Source organism: Kibdelosporangium phytohabitans (assembly GCF_001302585.1).
In the GTDB taxonomy this organism is placed as follows: Bacteria; Actinomycetota; Actinomycetes; order Mycobacteriales; family Pseudonocardiaceae; genus Kibdelosporangium; species Kibdelosporangium phytohabitans.
In genome coordinates, this window is the sequence record NZ_CP012752.1 from 1,605,772 (window position 1) to 1,622,956 (window position 17,185).

15 protein-coding genes are annotated in these 17,185 nt (G+C 70.7%); 8 read left to right on the plus strand and 7 right to left on the minus strand.

What is annotated here, in order from left to right:
* Nucleotides 1-23: 23 nt before the first annotated feature.
* Genes AOZ06_RS07315 through AOZ06_RS07325 form a run of 3 tightly spaced genes read right to left on the minus strand, consistent with a single transcriptional unit; the run spans nucleotide 24 to nucleotide 6,876 of the window.
* Nucleotides 24-4,076 carry a TIGR02680 family protein gene (locus tag AOZ06_RS07315; protein WP_054288733.1) on the minus strand — a complete coding sequence of 1,351 codons (4,053 nt, stop codon included), beginning with the start codon at nucleotides 4,074-4,076 and terminating at the stop codon, nucleotides 24-26.
* Nucleotides 4,073-5,308 (minus strand): TIGR02678 family protein, encoded by a 1,236-nt coding sequence (locus AOZ06_RS07320; protein WP_157232884.1) that lies wholly within the window; start codon nucleotides 5,306-5,308, stop codon nucleotides 4,073-4,075. Before AOZ06_RS07320 ends, AOZ06_RS07315 begins: the two co-directional genes overlap by 4 nt.
* Nucleotides 5,305-6,876 carry a DUF2397 domain-containing protein gene (locus AOZ06_RS07325; RefSeq protein WP_083472576.1) on the minus strand — a complete coding sequence of 524 codons (1,572 nt, stop codon included), beginning with the start codon at nucleotides 6,874-6,876 and terminating at the stop codon, nucleotides 5,305-5,307. The genes AOZ06_RS07320 and AOZ06_RS07325 overlap by 4 nt, the downstream gene beginning before the upstream one ends.
* Nucleotides 6,877-6,977: 101 nt before the next feature.
* Here AOZ06_RS07325 and AOZ06_RS58745 point away from each other — a divergent pair, with 101 nt between their 5' ends.
* The 3 genes from AOZ06_RS58745 to AOZ06_RS07340 all read left to right on the plus strand — a co-directional run bounded on the left by AOZ06_RS58745 (nucleotide 6,978) and on the right by AOZ06_RS07340 (nucleotide 9,473).
* Nucleotides 6,978-7,337: a zinc ribbon domain-containing protein gene (locus AOZ06_RS58745; protein ID WP_218921946.1), complete on the plus strand. Its 360-nt coding sequence runs from the start codon at nucleotides 6,978-6,980 to the stop codon at nucleotides 7,335-7,337.
* 220 nt (nucleotides 7,338-7,557) lie between these two features.
* The gene (locus AOZ06_RS07335; protein WP_054288735.1) at nucleotides 7,558-8,493 is read left to right on the plus strand and encodes a cobalamin biosynthesis protein; all 936 of its coding nucleotides are present in this window, start codon (nucleotides 7,558-7,560) and stop codon (nucleotides 8,491-8,493) included.
* A gap of 104 nt (nucleotides 8,494-8,597) precedes the next feature.
* Nucleotides 8,598-9,473 carry a TIGR04222 domain-containing membrane protein gene (locus AOZ06_RS07340; RefSeq protein ID WP_054288736.1) on the plus strand — a complete coding sequence of 292 codons (876 nt, stop codon included), beginning with the start codon at nucleotides 8,598-8,600 and terminating at the stop codon, nucleotides 9,471-9,473.
* Between the two features lie 45 nt (nucleotides 9,474-9,518).
* Here the strand turns inward: AOZ06_RS07340 and AOZ06_RS07345 are convergent, their stop codons facing one another.
* Nucleotides 9,519-10,310 carry an SURF1 family cytochrome oxidase biogenesis protein gene (locus tag AOZ06_RS07345; RefSeq protein WP_054296480.1) on the minus strand — a complete coding sequence of 264 codons (792 nt, stop codon included), beginning with the start codon at nucleotides 10,308-10,310 and terminating at the stop codon, nucleotides 9,519-9,521.
* A gap of 67 nt (nucleotides 10,311-10,377) precedes the next feature.
* Here AOZ06_RS07345 and AOZ06_RS07350 point away from each other — a divergent pair, with 67 nt between their 5' ends.
* Nucleotides 10,378-10,779 carry a RidA family protein gene (locus AOZ06_RS07350; RefSeq protein WP_054288737.1) on the plus strand — a complete coding sequence of 134 codons (402 nt, stop codon included), beginning with the start codon at nucleotides 10,378-10,380 and terminating at the stop codon, nucleotides 10,777-10,779.
* On the opposite strand, the gene AOZ06_RS07355 is transcribed toward AOZ06_RS07350, so the two are convergent.
* Entirely contained in the window at nucleotides 10,760-11,584 is an 825-nt protein-coding gene (locus AOZ06_RS07355) for a fructosamine kinase family protein (RefSeq protein WP_054288738.1), read from the minus strand. The genes AOZ06_RS07350 and AOZ06_RS07355 overlap by 20 nt on opposite strands.
* On the minus strand, nucleotides 11,565-12,050 hold the full coding sequence (locus AOZ06_RS07360) for a low molecular weight protein-tyrosine-phosphatase (protein WP_225953163.1): 486 nt from the start codon (nucleotides 12,048-12,050) through the stop codon (nucleotides 11,565-11,567). The genes AOZ06_RS07355 and AOZ06_RS07360 overlap by 20 nt, the downstream gene beginning before the upstream one ends.
* 16 nt (nucleotides 12,051-12,066) lie before the next feature.
* Here AOZ06_RS07360 and cobC point away from each other — a divergent pair, with 16 nt between their 5' ends.
* The 4 genes from cobC to AOZ06_RS07380 are packed head-to-tail and all read left to right on the plus strand — an operon-like array spanning nucleotide 12,067 to nucleotide 15,795.
* A complete protein-coding gene (gene cobC, locus AOZ06_RS07365) occupies nucleotides 12,067-13,164 on the plus strand; it encodes an Rv2231c family pyridoxal phosphate-dependent protein CobC (RefSeq protein WP_054288739.1) in 1,098 nt (365 codons plus the stop codon).
* On the plus strand, nucleotides 13,161-13,991 hold the full coding sequence (locus AOZ06_RS07370) for a Nif3-like dinuclear metal center hexameric protein (protein ID WP_225953164.1): 831 nt from the start codon (nucleotides 13,161-13,163) through the stop codon (nucleotides 13,989-13,991). Before cobC ends, AOZ06_RS07370 begins: the two co-directional genes overlap by 4 nt.
* Nucleotides 13,988-14,725 (plus strand): zinc ribbon domain-containing protein, encoded by a 738-nt coding sequence (locus tag AOZ06_RS07375; RefSeq protein ID WP_054296482.1) that lies wholly within the window; start codon nucleotides 13,988-13,990, stop codon nucleotides 14,723-14,725. Before AOZ06_RS07370 ends, AOZ06_RS07375 begins: the two co-directional genes overlap by 4 nt.
* On the plus strand, nucleotides 14,722-15,795 hold the full coding sequence (locus AOZ06_RS07380; RefSeq protein WP_236952123.1) for a bifunctional RNase H/acid phosphatase: 1,074 nt from the start codon (nucleotides 14,722-14,724) through the stop codon (nucleotides 15,793-15,795). Before AOZ06_RS07375 ends, AOZ06_RS07380 begins: the two co-directional genes overlap by 4 nt.
* On the opposite strand, the gene AOZ06_RS07385 is transcribed toward AOZ06_RS07380, so the two are convergent.
* Nucleotides 15,764-17,098, minus strand: a complete 1,335-nt coding sequence (locus AOZ06_RS07385; RefSeq protein WP_054288742.1) for an FAD-dependent oxidoreductase — start codon at nucleotides 17,096-17,098, stop codon at nucleotides 15,764-15,766. The two genes, AOZ06_RS07380 and AOZ06_RS07385, sit on opposite strands and share 32 nt — an antisense overlap.
* Between the last annotated feature and the right edge of the window lie 87 nt (nucleotides 17,099-17,185).

The following is a 17,185-nucleotide window of genomic DNA, read 5'->3' on the forward strand; positions in this document are numbered from 1 at the left end:
CGCGGCCGGGCGACGGAGGTTGCCTACGGGTCGACCCGATCCATTCCCGTGCCGTCCCACGTCGTCTGCGTGCACGCCACCCCACGGCCGTTGCGCGGCCGGAGGACGTCGTAGATGTGCATGCGCGGGATCTTGTCCGAAACTCCCCAGCCGCTCGGCCACGTGATGACCCAGTCCATGTCCAGGTCGACCAGCAGGCCGAGCATCCGGGCGATCGTCGGGTCGTCGAGACGTTCGAACGCCTCGTCCAGCAACACCAGGCGCAGGGGGCTGAAGTCCTCCGACGTGCTGCTCACCGCGTCGTAGAAGGCAGCCGCCGCGGCGAAAAGCGTCACGTAGGACACGAGCCGGGTTTCGCCGGACGACAGCTGGCGCAGCCGCCGGACGCGTTGCCCGCCGTCAGGGCCGGTGTCGGCGACGCGCACGGTGAACGCGTGCCACGACCGGTAGTCCAGGGCACGGGACAGGATTTCCGCGTAGCCGCTGGAATGCGTGTCCCGTTCCGCCTCGATGCGTTCGGTGAACACGCGGCGCAGGGTCGCGTCCTGCGCCGAAGTGCGTTCGCCGTAGGGCATGCGGACCAGGGACAGGGCTTGGCGCGTTTCGTCGTCCAGTGCCGCCGACGGTTTCCACTCCAGCTGGACGTGCACGCCCTGGGACGATTTCGCCTGCCCCAGCACGTCGTTCATCCGGCGGGCCAGGTCCTCGGCCACCGTGATCTGGCCGCGCAGCCACTCCGCCAGGTCCCTGATCAGGTAGTCGGCGAAGATCCGCTGGTACTGCTCGTCCAGGAAGCCGCGCTGCTCAGCCAGTTTCGACGAGACCTGCCTGGCCGCCTGCGCGACCGGCCGCCCGCCTTCCTCACCGGCCACCGACACGGTCAGCAGGCCCGCGTGTTCCTCGGCCGCGATGTCGTACCCGCCGGCCAGCGCCGTCTGCAGGTCCTGGAGTTTGGTGATCACCGCCGTCTCACCGGCGGACTTGCGGTCCGAGGCCGCCACGACCGCGGCACGTACCGCCGCCAGGTCCGTCTCCGCCAGCTCCGGCAACGCGGCAGGCAGCACGCCCGGAGCCTCGGCGATCGAGGCGAACTGGCGGTAGGCACCCGCCTGGACCTCCTCGGAGGTGGCCAGTTGCTCGGTCGCGCTTTCCAGTTGCGCGTCCAGCTTCGCCGCCTGCTCACGCAACGCCGTGATCCACTCGCGGATGTCCTTGAGTTGCCCGCGCATCTGCTTGCGGGACTTCTCCAGCTCCGCGATCCGCGCCGCGATTTCCTTTGCCTCGCCGCCGATCGAGCCGGTGAGCTCGGACAACGTGCCCGCTTGCGCCGCGTATTCGGCGCAGCGCTGGTCCGCTTCGGACTCCGCGGTGGTCCGGTCGGCGACGGCCGTGTGGTAGCGGTGTGTGGCGTCGACCAGGTCTTCCACTGTGCCACGGCAACGCTGGCGCAGGGCCTCGGCGAGTCGCTCGGCCGCGCCCAGTGCTTCGGCCGCTGCCTGCTGGGCTTGGCGGAGGTCTTCCGACCGCGGCGAGAGCCCCGCGTCGCCCGCTTGCCGCAGCAGGTCGGCAGTTGTCGCCTGCCAACGGTTCTGCATCTGGTCGTGCTCTTCGCGCAGCTGCTGGGCGTGCTTGTTGGCGCGCTCGGTCGCTTCTTGTTCCGTGCGCATCCGGGTGTGCTTGGCGATCAGTTCCTCGTCGCCGGGGAACTTCTCCAGGTGCCGTTCCCATTCGGCGACGACGTCGTTCGCCGAGCGCTGCTGCTCCTCCGCGACCGCCAGTTCCGTGCGCAGCTCGGCCAGTTCCTCTTCCAGCTCCGAGATCCGGCGCTGACGGCCGGCCGCGCGGGCACCCGCGCCGACGAACTCGGCAGCCGGTTTCGAGCCGCGGCCGTGCAGTGTCCCGGCACGCCAGCTGCCGTCGGCCGACAGCGTCATGCTCGCCGCCGACTCGCCCATGCCGACGCCACGCAGCAGCGACTCGACCCGGTCGGCGGGCACCGGACTGTCCGGAACCTCAACGGCCACAAGCACATCGGCGAGCGACGGGCCGTCGACGGCGGTGCCGGGCGAAGCCAGCACGTCGTCGAGATCAGGCACCGAACCCGACGGCGTGACCCACGCGTTGAGCAGGCGGCTCGCCTCCATGGCGGCCTCCAGCCCGGCGCGGTCGGCGTCGGACACGTCGGCGCGGAAGTCCACCAGCCGGTAGAAAGCCGCGCCGGAGGACTCGCGCGACACCGGTGACGAGGGCGAACGTTCCTTGCCCGCACGCAAAGCAGCCAGCTCGGCATCCCGTTCGCCGATGGCGTCGCGCGTCTCGGTCCGGCGCTGGGACGCCGTATGCGCCACGTCGCGGGCGGTCTGGACGAGCGGCGCGGTCCACTGGCGCGCCGCCGTGCCGAGTTCGCGGGCCTGGGCAGGGTTGGCCGACAGCTCCTCGACGGACGGCAGTTGCAGCGGGCGTTCCGGCGTCGCGGACGTCAACGGGCCCGCGGCACACCACGACCGGACCTGCTCGAGCCACACGTCCGACTCGGTGACCAGCTCCTGGTTGGCCTGGTTGCGGCGCCCGGCCGCCTCGGTCGCCTCAAGCTGGGCGGCCCGTGCCGACGAACGCAGCGTCTCCACGCGCTGCTCCTGCTTCTCCTGCTCGACCGCCTGCTGGTGCAGGGCGAGGGTCAAAGCACTGCGCTGCCTGGCTTCCTTCGCCGCGCGACCGGCGCGCTCGGCAGCCTCGGTCAAGGCTGTGAGCAGCTCGTCGGCGGTGACGGGCGGCGGGACTTTGCGCTCGATCGGCAGCGGCTCGGCCTCGGGATCCGGTTTGGCACGGACCCGTTCGGTGATGGTCACGCTTTCGCCATCGGTCATCCGGGGCATGCTCGGCGCGAGCGTGGTGTCCAGTCCAGCCGACTGCAACGCCGTCCGCAGCGACTCGCCGAATTCCCCGGCGGAGTCGAGGTCCTGGGCCAACCGGCGCAGCAATCGCACGACACCGTCGACAGCGGAGTCCTCGGCCAGGCGCTGTTTGCCTGCCACGTCCAGCGCCGCCGACGCGGCCGACCGCGAAGCGGCCACGAGCTTCTCGCGGCTCTGCAGATCCTGCAGGTCGCGGAACGCGGGCAGCTCCTTGAGCGCGTCGACGGTCTCCTCGGCCTGCTGCTCGCCGCCTTCCAGGTCCTGCTCGGCACGCTCGGCCTCGGCGCGTTCACCGCGCGCCTTCTCCAGCTCCGCGGTCAGCTTCTTGGTCTGCGAGCCGAGTTTCCTGACGTTGTCCTCGCTGGACTTCAGCTTGTCCGCGGCCGTGCGCAGCCCGGCGAGGGCGTAGTCGGAGTACGTCCTGAGGAACGTCCGCAGCGCCTTGTCCGCCGTGCCGAGCCGGGTGATGTTCTCCCTGATCGACTCCAGGTCGTCGAAGGACGTGGCCAGCTGCTCGATCATGGCCGCGTCCAGCGGCGGCAGCGCGTCCGACAGGATCTGCTCGAGCTGGCCCTCCAGCACCTTCAGGCCGACGTCCGGGTTGCGCAGGGTCCGCTGCAGGTGCAGCAGGTCGCCGTAGCGCACCGCGGGCACGCCGTACACCGTCTCGGCGATCTTGGCGCGGAACGCCGCCTCCTCGAGAACGCAGTCCGCGCCGAGGACTTCACGCAGCTGCGCGGAGCCGAGCGGGACGCGGTCGGGGCCGGCCAGCTGGAAGTCGATGCCGACGCGTTGCGGGGTGATGAACCGCCACGAGTCGGAGATCTGCTGCGAGGTCTTGGACGCCTTCACGCCCAGACCGCAGGTCAGCGTGTGCCCTTCGCGCCGCAGCTCGACCCACGCGTAGCCGATCCGGTTCGGGCCGCCGTCGTAGTCGTCGAGCATCAGCCTGCGGATGCTGACCGTGTCGAACCCCTTCGAGCCCAGTTGCCGCAGGTCGCCGTCCAGGCACAGCGGCAGCAGCAGCTCGAGCGTGCGCGACTTGCCCGACCCGTTGGTGCCCTGGAAGATCGCGCGCCCGCCGGAGAAGTCGAAGGTCTGCTCGGCGTACTGCCAGACGTTGACGATCCCGCCCCGGTGCAACCGCCAGCGATCCGTCATGCGCCGCCCTCCTCGTCGAACAGTGACCACCCCGGCACTTCCGGCTCCGGCTGTGGCTCGGCGATCTCGCGCTCGGGGTCGCCGTCGGGTTCCGGCCACCAACGGGCCGCGGCCGGTGACAGCCACCACCGCTCGCCGCCAGCGACTGCAAGTCCCATGTGGACCAACAGCGCCAGCACCTCCGTGACGATCCCGTCGAGATCCTCGGCCGCCTGGCGTGACCAGGCCGCCGGGTAGTCGGCCACGAGCCGTTCGCACACCTCGCGAACCTTCTCGGCGGTGACCGGGCGGCGACCAGCACTGTCCACTTCGGATTCTTCTGGTTCCTCGCCGGGGTTCGCGCCGAGCAGGTCGGGCAGCGCGAGCAACCCGATTCGTGCGACTGTACTGGTACCCGGGAACATCACGTCGGACAGGTACTCCTCCGGATCGGCCGCGAGGATGCCCTCCAGCCGCGTCTCGGTGTACAGCCCGAAGCACCGCTCGAGCAGGTACGACTCGCGCCTCTGGTTGCGCAACAGCCATTCCCGCTCGTCCTCGGCCAGATCGGCGTACAGCACCACGGGAGTCTCGACCAGCCTGCGGCGCACCTGGAAATCCACCCGCCGGGGCGCGGTCCGCGCGGCCAGCGCGACCAGGTGCCCGGCGTCCTGCGCGTCCGCGACCGGTCCGGCGAGCAACTGGCCGAGCAGGTCCGTCTCGATTGTGATCAGCGCCTCGGCCGGGGCGTCCTGGCTGGCCGAGCCGACCGTGCCCTCGGTCTCGGTGAGCACACCCAGCGACACCAGGTGGCGCAGCGCGGCGGTCAGCGCACGCCGGTCCGCGATCGTGTCGACGACCTGCATACCCGCCTCGACGGCCGCCGCGCGGACGTCGGATACCAGGCGGGACAACAGAACCTGGCGCCCGGTCCCGGTCAGCGCGGCCATGGTCAACGCCACGTACGCGTACCCGCGCGGTGCGAGCTCCTGCACACCGCGCGTGGAATCCTCGCCAGGACCGGCTTTGTAGAGCCGCGCGAACTTGCGCTCGACCACGAGCCGGTAGCCCAGCAGCGCGGTGAACATCTCACCGAGCACCACGCGATGCCGGTACACCAACGGAAGCAGTTCGCCGTCCGGCCCGCCGAGCCGCAGCAACGGGCGGCGAAGCAGGGTGCGGGCGCAGCGCACCACGTTCGCCGCGTCGATGTCCGCCAGTCCGTCGAGCGGATCGGCCGCGCTGATCCTCATCCCACCACCAGCCGGGAATCCCGCAGTGTCAACGTTCCACCGGCCGTGCGGACGGTCGCGGTCTCGCCTTCGGCGTACTCGATCCGCACGGTCAGGCCGCGGACCTGATCCTCGGCCGACCCGGAGTCCTGCGCGCTGTCGCGCTGGGCCATCGCCATGGTCAGCAGTTCGCACAGCACGCCGAGCGCGCCCTGCGACAGCGTGACCTGGTCCAGCTTCGGTGCCGCGGCCACGAGTTCGGCCACGTCAGCGGCCCTGACCTCGTCGGCGCGCCGGGCGTCGGCCAGCAGCGACTGCTCGGTGATCGGGTCGTCCATGATCCGCGAGGTGCGGCCACGGGCGCCCCGGTCGCTACGGCTGCGCACGCTGACCGTCACGTCGCACACGGGGCCTTCGCTCCACGGCGTGCGCTCGTCGTCCGAATCGTGTTCCGGCGCAGGTAGGACATGCCGTGACGAGTACATCCCGAACGCCGCCGCGTACATCTGCGCCGACTCGGCGGCCGTGCTGTCGTCGAACCACTTCGCCAGCTTGAGCAACTCCGCCCGGCGGCCCGGCAGCAAGCCCCCGCCGGCGGTCGCCCGCTTCACGCTCGCCAGCAACGAACCGATCGCACGTGCGGTCGCCTCACGCAACACCGTGACCTGCGACGGGCGGCCGGGGCGGTCCACGAACCAGTCCGTGAGCTCCTGCCAGTCCGCCGTGCTGCGGCCCCTGGCGCGTTCCACCTCGGGCCCGAGGCCCTCGCTCGTGCCGAGCAGCCGCAGCAGCTCGGGCCGGGCGTTGGCGAACCGGCCGGTCAGGTGCTCGGCGATCGCCGGGGTCTGCCGCAGCACGTCCTCGACGACCTTCTGGATGTACTCGACCAGCAGGTTGCGGAATCCGGAGATCTCGTCGGCGGCCAGGTGGTGGCGCGTGACGACCTGACCGAGGTACGCGTAGAAGTCGCGGACCGTGGCGGCGAGCTCGGCGTGCTGCAGGAACAGCGTCGTGACCTGCTCGGACAGCAGCTCGCGGGACCGCTGCGCGGCGCCGGACCCGGCGTCGCGCTGCTCCTGGCCGACCGCGTTCGACAGCGTCTTGCCGAGCTGGTTCAGGCCGCGTTCGATCGCGGGCAGCAGCTCACGGGAGACCTCACGGGCGCCTTCGGGCACACGCAGCAACTCGTCCACGTCGCGCTGGACGCGCACGGCCAGCTTGCTGACCTGGTAGCGGACGCTGCCGTGCTGGAACTCGGCAATGCTGGCGGCGACCACCTCGCGGCGGCCCTGCACCAGGTTGCCCCACTCGACGAGCTGCTTGAGCCGGGTGATCACGTTCTCGATGCGCGACTCGCCGCGTTCGACCGTGCCGTCGCGCTCGGCAGGCGCCAGCGCCGCGGCCACGTCACCTGCGGAAAGATCGGCGAGCAAGGTCGCGGTGAACAGCCGCATGATCGCCAGGTACGTGGCTTTGTGCTCCCTGGCCTGCAGGTACGCGTACAGCCCGAGCCGGTCGGTGTTCGAGCGCGCGGCGGCCTGCGCCGCACGGTCCTGCTGCCCGGGGTATGAGACTGATGGATCGTTCATCAGTGATTCCTGGTGTTTGTTTGTCATGATCGTCGCACGCGACCAGGGCTGTGCGTGGTCAGGGCGTTCACGGCCGGACCGCCGGGGCGAAGGACAGCACGATGCCGGTCTCGGTCGTCACGGACTGCCGCTGGCGGTCGCCTTGCCGCGGCGGGCTCGCGCTGTCCACGGTCGACCGCGACGAGATCAACACACGCCACCAAGCCCCCGGGGACGCACCAGCCCGCGGCATCGACCTCGGACTCACCACGTTCGCCGTCCTCCGCAACAGCGACGGCACCCGGGAGGACATCCCCGCCCCGAAGCCACTGAAGGACGTGCAGCGTGCACTTCGGCGGGTGAACCGGGCACTGGCCCAGACCGGCCGGGTATGGACCTGCGTCGCCTGCGGGACCGTTCACGACCGCGACGACAACGCCGCGGGCAACCTGCTCGCCGCCATGGTCGCCGACAGAACCTGACCGATGTTCCCTCCCCGGGAAGTTCCCCGGAGAGGCAAAACGCCTGATGGAGACCGCGCAAGACCTCGCCCCCGGGTAGGCGGTGATCGATGGAGCAGGAAGAATCCCAGCGAGACGATCTCCGGGATTCGCGCAACGGTTCACGGCTCGCCACCCTAGCTTCTGCCGCTGATCATGGCGGCGCTACCGTGGGTGTACTGGGCTGGGGCTTGGAGGACAGGTGACCGCGGGTAGAGCAGTCGGGTTGCTGCTGGGAGTGGTCGCGGACGGTGTGTTCGGTGATCCGCGCAGACGTCATCCGGTGGCCGGATTCGGTGTTGTGGCACAACGTCTGGAGAAGTTCGTCTACCAGGACGGCAAGCTGCCCGGAGTCGTGTACACGGGTGTGCTCGCCGGTTCTGCCGTCGCCGTCGGTGTCGCCGGGGAACGACTCGGGCGGCGTCACCCGCTGCTGCGCGTGGTGACCACGGCCACCGCCACCTGGATCGCGCTCGGCGGGAAGTCGCTGGCCAGCGAGGGCACGTCGATGGGCCGTGAGCTGGACGCGGGCGACGTGGACGCGGCCCGCAAGCGTTTGCCCAACCTCTGCGGCCGTGACCCGCAGGCGCTGGACGCGACCGCGCTGGCCCGTGCCACCGTCGAATCCGTGGCGGAGAACACATCGGACGCGGTCGTCGCGCCGCTGTTCTGGGGCGCCCTGTTCGGCGTGCCGGGACTGCTCGGGTACCGGGCGGTGAACACGATGGACGCCATGGTCGGCCACCGCTCGCCGCGCTACCGCAACTTCGGCTGGGCCGCGGCGCGGCTGGACGACGTGGTGAACCTGCTGCCAGCCCGTGCGGCAGCGGCGCTGACCGTCGCGGGAGCCCCGGTTGTCGGCGGGTCCGCGCAAGGCGCGTGGCACGCGTGGCAGCGAGACGCCACCGCACACCCGAGCCCGAACGCGGGACGCGTCGAGGCAGCGTTCGCGGGAGCGCTGGAGATTCGCCTGGGCGGGCGAACCGTGTACTCGTACGGTGTGGAGGAACGGCCAGTGCTCGGAACCGGCCGTAGTCCCGACGCCGGGCACGTCACACGTGCGGTGGAACTTTCCCGTGTGGTCGGTGCCATGGCCAGCGCGGCGGCGGCCGTCGTCGCTTTGCTCAGCAGGCGCTGAGCAGCCCCTTCGGGCGCGTTCACTGTCCTGATAGGGCAACTCGGCCGAAGCGCGCCGAAACCCCGGCGAGCCCGTCTACGATGACCGGCGATCGGGGAGGGAACATGGAGCCTTGGGGCATTTCCGGGCCGCAGTTCCTCTGGCTCTACGCCGGTGGAGTGGTGGTCGCGGCCGTAGTGGGCGTGCTGCTGCGCAAGGTGGTCTTCCAGCGTGAGCGCCCGGCCGGCCCGGTCAGCGTCGAGGAAGTCGCCTACCTGCGCGGCGGGCCCGTCCGCGTGGTCGACGTGGCGATCGCGCAACTGCTGCAGACCGGTGCCGTGCGCGTGCGGCGCTCCGGCATCATGCAGGCCACCGGCAAGCCCGGCCGGACCGAGCTGGAACAGGCGATCGTGGACCTGCTCGGCCGGGGGAAGGAACACGCCCGCACGCTCAAGGCGAAGCTGCGCAAGCACCCCTCCATCAAGGCGGTACGCGCCTCGCTGCAGACCCGTGGACTGCTCAAGCCGGACTCGTTCGCCCAGATCTCCGTCGTGCACCTGCCTGTGCTGGTGGTCTTCGGGATCGGTGTGGCCAGGTTCGTCAACGGCGTCGATCTCGGCCGCCCGGTGGGAATGCTGCTCTTCTTCCTGTTCGGGACCGTCTTCGTGCTGGTCGTCAGGTGGTGCATGGCGGGCAGGCACAGCGAGACGAAAGCCGGGACGTCGTTCGTCCGGGGCCTGCGCAGCCACGGCCCGGACGCCGGCCTGCGGCTGCCCGTCGTCGCGCTGACCGGTGTCGCCGGGATGGTGGCGCTGGGCGGGCTGGCGGCCTTCCCCGACGAGACGATCTCGGTCGCGCTGGCCACGTCGGACCCGTACCGGTGGCCCGGCGGCGGTGGCTCGTCCTCGGACTCGTCATCGTCCTCGTCGAGCAGTTGCAGCTCATCCTCGTCGTGCAGCAGTGGAAGCAGTTGCGGCGGCGGAAGCAGCTGCGGCGGCTGAAAAAACCTCGTGAGTGGTAAGTCCGGTTCTAACCGGACCAACCACTCACGAGGGGTTCAGGGCGCGCTCGGAGGCTTCTTCTTCGGCGACCATCTCGGCAACGGACCGCTTGCGTGGGCGCTCGGTGGACAAGGTGCCGCCGGGCAGCAGTTCGCGCCACGTGAAGTACAGCCAGCCGAGGACGGCCATCGCGCCGAACGCGATCCACTGCAGCGCGTAGGACAAGTACGGGCCCGCGTCGAGCTCGGGCAGCGGCAACGGGCCGAGCACGCCGGGCGTCTTGATCTCCAGCTGGAGGTAGCCCGGCTCGATCGTCGAACCGGTCGACCGGGCGGCCATCCGGGAGTCGACCTTCCACGCCTGGCGCTTGCCGTTCTCGTCGGTGAACGCGTCGCGGTTCTCCGCGTCCGTCTCGTCGGCGCGCTGCCTGCCCAGCAACTGGACCTGCCCGGCCGGCGGCGGCGCGTAGTTCGGCACACGGGACTGCTCCGGGCGCAGGAACCCACGGTCGACCAGCACGATCCTGCCGTCCGTCAGCCGGAACGGGACCGTCACCTCGTACGCCGGCTCACCTTGTACGGTCCGCAGCCGCACGATGATCTCGTCCTTCGGCAGGAACTCACCGGTGGCGGTGACCAGGCGCCACTCCTTGATGCCCGGCCGCCACTGCTCCGGCGGCGCGGTGCGGGAGGTCGTGATCTCGTCGTTCTGGGTCTTGCGGGCCTCGTGCCGGTGGAACTGCCACGGCGCGAGCAGCGTGAAGCACGCCGTGGCGAAAACGATCACCAACGCCGTGAGTCCCAGCCACCCGGGCTGGAGCAGGTTGCGCAGTCGCACCACCCCACCGTAACCGTCCGGGTGAAACCCGCTCGAACCCGACCGGCTTTGCCGCGATGATCCCCGCATGGGGAACATCACGCGGATCAATCCGCCCGAGCTGCACAAGACACCCGGCTACCACCACATCACCGTCGCCGAGACCGGCCGCACCGCCTACCTGGCAGGCCAGTGCCCGCTCGACAAGGAAGGAAACGTCGTCGAGGGCGGCCTGCACGCCCAGATCGAGGCCGTCGCGGCCAACGCCCTCACCGCGCTGGCCGCCGTGGGCGCCAAACCAAGCGATGTCGTCCGCACCCACATCTACGTCGTCAGCACCGACGGCGTCAGCCTGGGCGACGCCTGGGCGAAGCTCAACGAGTCCGTCATCGCCGAGGCCTTCACCACCGCCAGCACCCTCCTCGGCGTCGCCCAGCTCGGCTTCAGTGGTCAGCTGATCGAGGTCGACCTCACCGCAGCGCTGCCCTAGCTGCGGAAAGCGCCTGGCTGGCGTAACCACCACCGAACAGCACTGTGTGCACGAGCAGCGGGAACAGCTGGTGCAGCGGAACGCGGGACCGCCAGCCGGGCGCCAACGGGTAGACCTCCCGGTACGCGCCGAGCACCCGGTCCAGCATCGGACAGCCGAACAGCTGCAGCATGGCCAGGTCGGTCTCGCGGTGCCCGCCGTGCGAGGCTGGGTCGATCAGCCAGGCGCGGCCGTCCGTGGCCCAATGCACGTTGCCGGACCACAGGTCGCCGTGCAGCCGCGCAGGCGGCTCCTCGGGCACCAGGTCCACGAGCCGGGAACACACCGCCTCGAACGGCGCCCACGGCAGCGTGGTGCGCCGCACATAAGGCTCGATGCGTTGCGTGGCATAGAACTCCGGCCATGACGGCACGGGCTGGTTGAACATCGGCGCGAGGCCGATCCACGCGTCCGCCGGGCCGTCCGGGGGCGCGGCGCCGAACGCGGGCGCACCGGCCAGGTGCAACTGGGCCAGGCCGCGTCCGAACGCCTCGGCGTCGACCGGCTGACCCGGCTCGATCTGCTCGATGACCAGCCAGTGCTCGCTGTGTGCGCGGACCGCGGGCACCGGCACGACGCCCGGTTCGGCGATCCACTCCAGCGACTTGGCCTCGGCCAGGACCGCCGAGACCTGGGAGTGCCGCTTGGCCACCACGAGATCGCCGTCGGCCAGCTCCACCTCGTACACCGAGCCGCCCAGCCGGTGCGCCGAGGTCGCCTCGACGCCGGTCAGCTCACTCGTCGCCTCAAGCGCGGCCGAGCTCATCCTTGACCCATCCGGCCAGGCCGGGAGTGGCCGCCTCGATCATGCCCAGCACGATCACGAACCCGTCGTTGCCGCCGTAGTACGGGTCGGGGACGTCGAGGTCGCCGGTCGCGGCCGGGTCGAACGAGCGGAACAGCCTGATCCGCGACGGGTCGCCGACCATCCCGCGCAGGTCGTCCGCGTGCCCGGAATCCATCGCCAGCAGCAGGTCGGCGTCCAGGTGCTCGGTGCCCACCTGCGCCGCGACGTGCGCGGACTGGTAGCCGTGGTCGAGCAGGACCTTCTGGGCTCGCGGGTCGGCCGCGTCGCCGACGTGCCAGCTGCCGGTGCCCGCGCTGCTGACCTCGACCTCGTCGAGGCCCTCGCGGCGCAGGTGTTCACGGACGACGATCGCGGCCATCGGGGACCGGCAGATGTTGCCGGTGCAGACAAAGGACAGGTGCACGACGGGCAACACTACCGACATCATTAGAATCCTCGCGATGACCAGCGAGAATCCCGGTGAGAACCTCAGGCACCACGGCGACAGGGACATGGCGCCGGGCATGGTGGACTTCGCGGTCAACGTGTGGCTGCCCGCCCCGCCGCGCTGGTTGCGTGACCGGCTGCCCGCCCCGCCGCGCTGGTTGCGTGACCGGCTGCCCGCCCCGCCGCGCTGGTTGCGTGACCGGCTGGCCGGCGCGCTGGAGCGGCTCGCGGCGTACCCGTCGGACGAGGACGACCTCGCCGCGCGCGAAGCCGTGGCCCGGCGGCACGGTCGATCAGCGGACGAAGTCATGGTGCTCAACGGATCCGCCGAGGGCTTCGCGCTGCTACCGAACCTGCGGCCGAGCCTCGCCGCGGTCGTGCACCCGTCGTTCACCGAGCCCGAGGTCGCGCTGCGGACCGCCGGGATCCCCGTCCACCGGGTCATGCTGGACGGCGACTACGTCCTGCGGCCCGAGCTGGTGCCGGCCGAGGCCGACATGGTCGTGATCGGCAATCCGACCAACCCGACGTCCGTCACACACCCCGCCGCGCTGATCAGGCAGCTGGCCGCGCCGGGGCGGGTGGTCGTGGTGGACGAGGCGTTCATGGACGCGATCCCCGGCGAGCCGGAGTCCCTCGCGGGCGACCCCGGTGTGCTGGTGTTGCGCAGCCTGACCAAGACGTGGGCGCTGGCCGGGCTGCGTGCGGGCTACGTGCTCGGCAGTGCGGGCACCTTGGCCCGGCTGGCGGTCGACCGTCCACAATGGCCGGTTGGCACGCTGGTGCTCGAAGCGGTCACCGCGTGTTGCGCGCCCGGCGCGGTCGCCGAGGCGGAAGCGGCGGCCCGGACTGTCGTCGAGTACCGGGAGGTGTTCGTCGCCGCGCTGCGGGACGCCGGGATCGAGGTCGTCGCCGCGCCGACCGCGCCGTTCGTGCTCGTCCGCGTCGAGGACGGGCTTCGCGTGCGTGCGGCGTTGCGGGCCAAGAAGATCGCGGTTCGGCGCGGGGAGACCTTCCCCGGGCTGACGGCCGATCACATCCGGCTCGCGGTACGGCCGCCCGCGCAGGCGTCACAGTTGTTGCAAGCATGGCCGGTGGAGGTGGGCAGTTGATCACAGTTGGCCGGGTCGTCGCCGCACTGGAGGCCGCGTACCCGCCTGAACTGGCCGAATCGTGGGACGCCGTCGGGCTGGTCTGCGGTGACCCGGCCGACGAGGTCCGTCGCGCGCTGGTCTGCGTGGACCCGACTGAGTCCACTGTGGACGAAGCGGTCGAGCTCGGCGCCGACCTCGTCGTGGCCCACCACCCGCTGCTGCTGCGCGGCGTGCACGGCGTACCGGCGAACACCCCCAAGGGCAGTCTGGTGCACCGCCTGATCCGCTCAGGCATAGCGCTGTACTGCGCGCACACCAACGCCGACTCCGCGTCGCCCGGCGTCTCGGACGCGCTCGCCGCCGCGATCGGGCTGACCGTCAGCGCGCCGCTCAGCCCCAAGGAGCAGCCGCACCTCGGCCTCGGCCGGATCGGTGAACTGCCGGAACCCGAACCGCTGGCGGTGTTCGCCCAGCGCGTCGCGGACGCGTTGCCCGAGACCGCGTGGGGCGTGCGCGCGGCCGGTGACCCGCAGCGTCTGATCAGGACGGTCGCGGTCTGTGGTGGCGCCGGAGACTCGCTGCTCGCCCAGGCCACGGCCGCGGGCGTGGACGCGTACGTCACCGCGGACCTGCGCCACCACGTCAGCGGCGAACACCTCGACTCGGCGCCGCACGCGCCCGCGCTGGTCGACGTCTCGCACTGGGCCAGCGAGTGGCCGTGGTGCGACCAGGCGGCGGGCGTCGTGCGCGCCGCCTTCGGGGGTAACGTCGAAACCCACACATCTACCCGCCGCACCGATCCATGGACCCTCCGTGCGGCCAGAACGGGGAGGACCGCACGTTGAAAGCCGACCCAGCCGTGCAACGCCGGCTGCTGGACCTCGCCGAGATCGACGCCGAACTGGCGCGGCTGGCCCACCGCAGGCGAACCCTGCCCGAGATCACCGAGATCGGCGCGGCCGAACAGACCGAGCGGGCCAAGCGGGACGCGCAGGTCGCCGCGACCACCCAGCTCGGCGACGTCGACCGCGAGGTCAAGCGGCAGGAGAAGGAGATCGACCAGGTCCGGGCCAGGGTCGAGCGGGACAACAAGCTGCTGCAGTCCGGCACGGTCGCGGCCAAGCAGATGACCGACCTCGAGCACGAGATCGAGACGCTGCACCGCAGGCAGGGCGCGCTCGAGGACGACCTGCTCGAGCTGATGGAGCGGCGTGAGGCGCTGGAGATGGACGTCCAGCACGCCGAAGCCGAACTGGCCAAGGCGCAGGCGGCGGTGTCCGACGCGACCGGGCGGCGCGACGAGGCCTTCGCCGACCTGGAGACCCAGGAGACCAGGGCCAGCGCGACCCGCAAGACCATGCTGCCGCAGTTCCCCGAGCCGCTGCTGGCCCTCTACAACCGGGTTCGTGAGCACAAGGGCACCGGCGCGGCGCTGCTGCGGTCACGGCGGTGCGGCGCGTGCCGTCTGGAACTGGACCGCGTGGTGATCTCGCAGATCAAGGCAGCGCCCGCGGACGAAGTGGTGCGCTGCGAGGAATGCGGCGCGATCCTGGTCCGAACGGCGGAATCCGGGCTGTGAAGGTCGTCGTCGAGGCCGACGGCGGGTCCAGGGGCAACCCCGGCCCCGCCGGGTACGGCGCGGTGGTCAGGGACGCGGCCAACGGCGAGCTGCTCGCCGAACGCGCCGAGGGAATCGGTGTGGCCACCAACAACGTGGCCGAGTACGGCGGCCTGATCGCCGGTTTGCAGGCCGCGGCGTCGGTCGGCGCCGACGAGGTCGAAGTGCGGATGGACTCCAAGCTCGTGGTCGAGCAGATGTCCGGCCGCTGGCAGATCAAGCACCCCTCGCTGCAGCCGCTCGCCGCGCAGGCCCGTACGCTGGCCGCCGGGTTCGACCGGGTGACGTACTCCTGGATTCCCCGCGAGCGCAACAAGGAAGCCGACCGGCTGGCCAACGAGGCGATGGACGCGCAGGCCGAACCACGGCAGTCGACGCCGTCGAAGTGGACGGGCGCCAAGGGCACGCCGACCAGGTTCCTGCTGGTGCGCCACGGCCAGACACCGCTGTCGGTCGAGCGGAGGTACTCCGGCCGCGGTGACGTCGCGCTGACGCCGCTGGGGGAGCAGCAGGCACTCGCCGCCGCGACCCGTCTGTCCGCAATGGACGTCGTGGACTCGTCGACGCCGATCGTCTCGTCGCCGTTGGGACGTGCCAAGCAGACCGCACAGGCGATCGCGGACGCGACCAGCGGTGCTGTCGACGTGCACACCGGGCTGACGGAAACGGATTTCGGCTCGTGGGAAGGGCTGACGTTCGCCGAGGCGGCCGAGCGCGACTCGGCGCTGCACAGCCGGTGGCTGTCGGACCCGTCGATCCCGGCGCCCGGCGGTGAGAGCTTCGACGAGGTGCACCGGCGGGTCCGCAAGGTCCGAGACGAGCTCGTGTCGGCGCACGAGGGCAAGACCGTCGTCGTGGTCAGCCACGTCACGCCGATCAAGTCGTTGCTGCGGCTGGGTTTGGACGCGGGGCCGGCGCTGCTGTTCCGGCTGCACCTCGACCTGGCCTCGTTGTCCATTGTGGAGTTCTATCCGGACGGCAACGCCTCGGTCCGGCTGGTCAACGACATCTCACATCATCCCAGGTCGTGACGTAGCCGTCCGGGCGGACCAGTACCGGCTCGGTGACCGGGTCGACCGGTTTGACCACGTCGACGAAGGCCGGGGTGTCCGCCCGGTCTTCGTTCGAGATGAGCACGAAACGCCCGCCTCGCAACGCTTCGAACAACCTGCCCGTGCTGAGTGGCACGTCGGCCGCGCGTTTCTTGTCGCCGTAGTGGATGGCGATGCCGGAGATCCGGCCCGCGGCCTTCGCGGCGATCTTCTCGTTGCCGAGCAGCAAAAGGCTGAGCGTGCCACGCAGCCGGCGGCCGAGTCTCGACGAGATCATGGCGAGCCGGATGATCGCGCCGCTGCTGCGCAGCACGGACCGGCCGACCGGATGGCGTTCCTGCTGGTAGGTGTCGAGCAGTTCCGGTTCGGCGTGGCCGTTGAGGACGGCGGCGAGCTTCCAGCCGAGGTTGGCGGCGTCCTGGATGCCCGTGTTCATGCCCTGCCCGCCTGCGGGGGAGTGGCAGTGCGCGGCGTCGCCCGCCAGGAAGACGCGGCCGACTCGGTAGGCCGGCACTTGCCGTTCGTCGCTGTGGAACCGTGACATCCACCGCGGGTCGTGCATGCCCATGTCCGTGCCGAGTGCGCGACGGGTGACCTCGCGGATCTCGTCGAGTTCCAGCGGTGCCCTGTCGTCGGTTTGTTTGCGGCGGTCCCACGCGAACACGCGGTACCAGCCGTCGCCGAACGGCGCGACGAACGCGAATCCGTCGCCGACCGCGTTGACTGCCAGGACATCCGGGGGCGGCGTGGTGAGTTTGACGTCTGCCAGCATGATCGACTTCACCACCGCCTTGCCGGGGAACGGCAGGCCGAGCAGGTCGCGGACTTTGCTGTGCACGCCGTCCGTGCCGACGACGTACTGGGCTTCCCAGGTCCGTGTCGTGCTCGTGACGGTCACGGTGTCGGCGGTCTGGACGAGGCCGGTGACCTCTTCGCCGTGGACGATCTCCGCGCCGAGCCGTTCGGCGCGGGCGCGCAGGACTTTCTCGACCTCGTACTGAGGCGTGATCAACAGGTAGTTGAACCGGGTCGGCAGCTTGCTGAGGTCGAGCCGCACCTTGTCGAACAGGCTGACGGCCCGGACTTTCTGGCCGGGCAACTGGTCCGCCAGACCGCGGATGTCGAGTTGTTCGAGCGTCCGGGCGTGGACGCCGAACGCCCTGGTCGCGTTCGCTGTCTCAGGTGGCCTGCGTTCGAGGATGGTCACTTCCACGCCTGCTTCGGCGAGGTCTCCCGCGAGGGTGAGTCCGGTGGGGCCCGCTCCGATGATCAGGACTCTCATGGTCCCGCTCCCTTGGTCAACGGTTGTTGACTTCCACCGTAGGACTGCTCATCGACCATGTCAACGGTTGTTGGCCTACACTTGTTG